The 3,782-nt window shown below is 69.8% G+C and carries 5 protein-coding genes and 1 pseudogene; all 6 read right to left on the bottom strand.

Features of this window, described 5'->3' with window-relative positions; translation table 11 throughout:
• A pseudogene (locus ACJA3G_RS32555) lies at positions 1-229 on the bottom strand (hypothetical protein); the annotation flags it as partial.
• A 175-nt stretch (positions 230-404) separates the two neighbouring features.
• The gene (locus tag ACJA3G_RS32550; protein ID WP_406556630.1) at positions 405-1,145 is read right to left on the bottom strand and encodes a hypothetical protein; all 741 of its coding nucleotides are present in this window, start codon (positions 1,143-1,145) and stop codon (positions 405-407) included.
• Positions 1,146-1,560: 415 nt separating this feature from the next.
• The gene (locus ACJA3G_RS32545; protein ID WP_406556629.1) at positions 1,561-2,196 is read right to left on the bottom strand and encodes a hypothetical protein; all 636 of its coding nucleotides are present in this window, start codon (positions 2,194-2,196) and stop codon (positions 1,561-1,563) included.
• Positions 2,193-2,552 carry a hypothetical protein gene (locus ACJA3G_RS32540; protein ID WP_406556628.1) on the bottom strand — a complete coding sequence of 120 codons (360 nt, stop codon included), beginning with the start codon at positions 2,550-2,552 and terminating at the stop codon, positions 2,193-2,195. Before ACJA3G_RS32540 ends, ACJA3G_RS32545 begins: the two co-directional genes overlap by 4 nt.
• Before the next feature lie 195 nt (positions 2,553-2,747).
• Positions 2,748-3,245, bottom strand: coding sequence for a hypothetical protein (locus ACJA3G_RS32535; protein WP_406556627.1), 498 nt, complete (start codon positions 3,243-3,245; stop codon positions 2,748-2,750).
• Positions 3,246-3,279: 34 nt separating this feature from the next.
• On the bottom strand, positions 3,280-3,782 hold a 503-nt coding region (locus ACJA3G_RS32530; protein WP_406556626.1), incomplete at its 5' end, for a VWA domain-containing protein.

Below are 3,782 nucleotides of genomic sequence, written 5' to 3'. Positions count from 1 at the left end.
GGGCGCGGCCAGGGCTCTTGGGCGCGGGCTGGGCGGTGGGACGGCTGGGGTTGCGGATGACCGCGACCGCTTCCTGGTAGGCGGTGGGGTCGAAGAGGTCGTCGGGGATGTTGACCACGTATCCGGCCAGGAGCAGCGCGGGGATGGGCCGGGTAGCGGCCTTCTTCTGCTCGTCCTCGCTGAGGTGGCCGGGGACTTCGTGCCAGACGTAGACGGGTCCGGCCGTCACCGTGGTCTTGCGTTCCAGACCGAGGGCGTCGAGCAGAGCCAGCAGATGCTCGGGCGCCGCGGTGCGTGTCTCGGCGTAGATCGTGTCGGTCAGGGGCTTGCGGGTAGATCTCGACGTCGCTGCCGTACTCGTCTGCTCTGTTACCCACAGGGCGACTTCTCCCTTCTGATGGGAACTATCGCCGCCGGGCAGGCGACTTGGACGGGGCCGTGACCGCTGCGGTCTCCAGGGGCGGCTTGGTCTGCGGGAGCCGCACGCTGACGCCGATACCGAGCCGGTCCAGCTGTGCTGCCGCGCGCTGGATTGCCTGGGCCTGTACGGCGGTGTCCTCACCGGACAGCACGAACGCGTCCAAGTCCTGGTCGTAGACACAGCCGTTGTCGGTGAGGAACTGTGCGGCATCCGCCCGCTCGGGCTTGGCGACGTGGAAGTCGCGGCCCGCCAGCGTGATCACCACAAGCTCCGGCGGCGCAGGCGGAGTGAGACGTGCAGCGTGGTCATGGACCTCGGCGAGGGCCTTGTCGTAGCGGGGCAGTAGATCGGTGGTGATGTCGGCTGCCGCCTTGACCGGGTCGTCGGGGACGACGATGCCGTCGGGCTCGCGTACGGTGCGGAAGGCATCCGCGGGGATGCCGGCCGGAGCAACGGCACCGACGAGGAACTCCTCGCCGCCGCGGGGACGTGCGATGACGTACAGGCGGGCGCCGTCCTCGCGGGTGAGGACCGCGTCCTGGTCCAGGACGTGCTCGGCAATCGCGTGGGCGAGCAGGTTCATGTCCCACACGTGTTCCGCGCGGGCGAACTGGTCGGGGTAGTGCGCGTGCGTCTGGTGCTCGCTGGTCCAGTTGCCTGGCAGTTCGTCGGCGAGGGCAAGGGCGAAGGACGCGAGATCGGGAGCGGGGTCGTGGTCGTGCATGGGTTCCTCGGGGGTGATGAGCGCCGCCGCTGGGGGAGCCGGGAGAGTGGGCTGCGGGCCGGGCGGCGTGGTGGTCCTCGGCGGAAGCGCGCAGCCGCACAGAGGTAGCGGGTCGGCAAGAGCCAAGAGAGGTGCGTCTTCGGGGGTGTACAGCGGGAGCGGCGCGGGGAAGCCGAGTGAGGTGCGGGCGGTGTGACGGAGCGCGCTGCGGCGCGCTGGTTTGCTCCGGGCAGATCCGCGGTGGTGGCGTCGAGGTCCTGCTGGATGCCGTACAGGCGGCCGGCGATCCACTCCGGCTGGTGGGCCACGTGGGGTCCGTAGGCGTGGGGCAGTTCATCGAGGCGGCGGGCGGCCTGTTCGATCAGGCCGCGTACCGAAGCGATCGGCCCGTTGGCCTCGTCGGCGAGCTGGTGCATCAGCGTGGCGACCTGGGCCGCCACCGCAGGCGGCGACTGATCCGGCGTGGGCGCGGCAGCGCCGGGCGTTGGGCCGGCAGATGCGCGGTCGACGGGCGTTCGCCGTGGCTCTGCGCTGGCACCAGGCCCAGGTCGGTTTCGATGCGCCGGCACTCTTCACTCAGCGTCCGCGCGAGCGGGTGGGGCTGCTGGGCCCAGGCGCCGTCGCCGCGGATGCGATTGGCAATCACGTCGAGTCGGCTCGGACGGGCCTGAAGCGCGATCCACCGGCATGCGTGCTCACCTCCGGTGGGTGCGAGACCGGCGACGTGGGTCAGCCGTTGGGTGATTCGTTGCCACTCCGGCCGGCGCAGTGCCCGGTCGGCGGGGTGCAGCCGGACCGCCAGGTGGAAGATCTCCGGCTTCATCCCGGTCGGCCCGTCTGCGTGCGGATGGAGATCCCGCGGTGCGTGCAAGTACTCCTCCCAGTCGGTGAACATCCACTCCTGGGGGCCGCCTTCGGCGACGGTGGGGTCCAGGGGCGCGTGGGCCACCACGGCATCGCCCAGCACGTCCTGTTCGGCGACCGGGATGCCCATCGCCGACGACAGCGCGATGGCAGGGAAGAGCTGTTGTCCAACGATGTGCGGGATCACCGGACACCCTCTGCATCCAGGACGTGCACGAGCTGGTTCAGTGCGGTGACCGAGTACCAGCCGCAGTCGATCACGGCGCCCGCGTCGGCGAACTTCGGGATCAGGTAGTCCTCCAGAGCGCGCAGGTAGATCAGGCAGTCGGGGCAGCGCCGCGAGAGATGGACCAGATAGCGGGGATGACCGGTGACGAAGGTTTGCTGCCCGCCATTGGGGTTGCGCAGCCGCCACCCGTCCTCGTCGGTGGGCGTATGCCAGGACGGGGCCACCACCGTCATGGCATCGCCCCACAGCTCGCCGCCTGCCACGCCCTTGAGGACGACGACCTGGTCGCCAGGCCGGAAGTGGCCATGGGACATGTCCCTCTTAGGCGTGAGGATGTCGGCAGGGACATATGGCGGACGAACAGCTTCGGGCACAGCGGGGGCTTCCTTCCACGAACGGCACAGGGTGGCGGTGGGAAGGACAATGGTCCGGAGGGTCCCCGGTTTTGCTAACCGGGGAACGTGGGGTACAAGGCATCCCTCGCATGCCCCGGCGAGGCCGCCGGCCCCCTAGCGGAACGGATTTTCATTGCCCCGGTCGGCTTCTGTGGCGGCGTCGAGAAGCTCGGGGAGGTCGCTTCCCTCGGCATCGCGCTGGTCGATCCACCAGCCGGCGCGAGTGATCGTGCGGATCGTCTCTTCGAGCGCGGACCAGTCCGCCTCGTCCCAGGTGCCTTCGGTGACCAGCGCGGTGTAGGCGGCGGTGACCAGCTGGTGGCGCGTGCGTTCGCCCCACTCCAGAGCGCGGTCGGGGCCTTCGAGCGCGGGCATGTCGAACTGGGCGGCCCAGTCGGCAGCCGCCTGCTGTTCGGCGGCGCGACGGGCGGCAATCCACTCCTCCTTGCCGGCGCTGTCGTTGTCGCGGGCGGCCCTCCAGCAGTCGGTGCAGTCCTTCGAGGCGAGCCAGCGGGCGAAGACGGCCCGCTTGTCGGCGGGTCGGTCGGACAGGTTGTGGGTTATGGCGTGTCCACAGGTGTGGACTACTTCGTAGGACGTTCGGATTGCCACGTAATGGTTCCTGCTTTCTGTTTTCTAGGTCGTCTCAGCGTGTCCTGCGGATGGCGTCTGTGGCCGCCGTGGCGATGGCGGCGGGAGCGCTGGAGGGCTGAGGCAGGTGCAGCAAGGTGGTCCCCGGCAAGTGGTGTGACCTCGGGGTGAGGGTGAGCTGGAGTACGGCGCAGCCGGCGGTCGTGAGCTGCTTGACGCGGGTGACTGCTTCAGCGGTTTCGTCGGGGGTGTAGATGGCGTCGGTGACGATCACGAGGAGGCGGCCGGCGCCGGGGCGGCTGAGGTCGAGGCCGTGGTCGAGTGCGTCGATGGCGTCACCGAGGTTGTGACTGCTGCCGTTGGCACCGAACGTCGTCACGCGCTCTGGTGCTCGGTGGGTGGGTCGGGTCAGTGCGGTCAGATGCGTGTCGTAGGCGATGGTGGCGGTGCGGGAGTCGGGGTCGGTCAGGGCTGCTGCGCGTGCCACGATCCAGGCAGCGGACGCGACGGGCGCGCAGGCGGCACGCATGGAGCCGGAGACGTCGACGGCGATACCCA

The organism is Streptomyces sp. YS-3, from assembly GCF_045257485.1.
Lineage (GTDB): Bacteria > Actinomycetota > Actinomycetes > Streptomycetales > Streptomycetaceae > Streptomyces.
The sequence above is the reverse complement of the archived record's forward strand: the minus strand, read 5'-3'. Positions and strand labels throughout refer to the sequence as shown.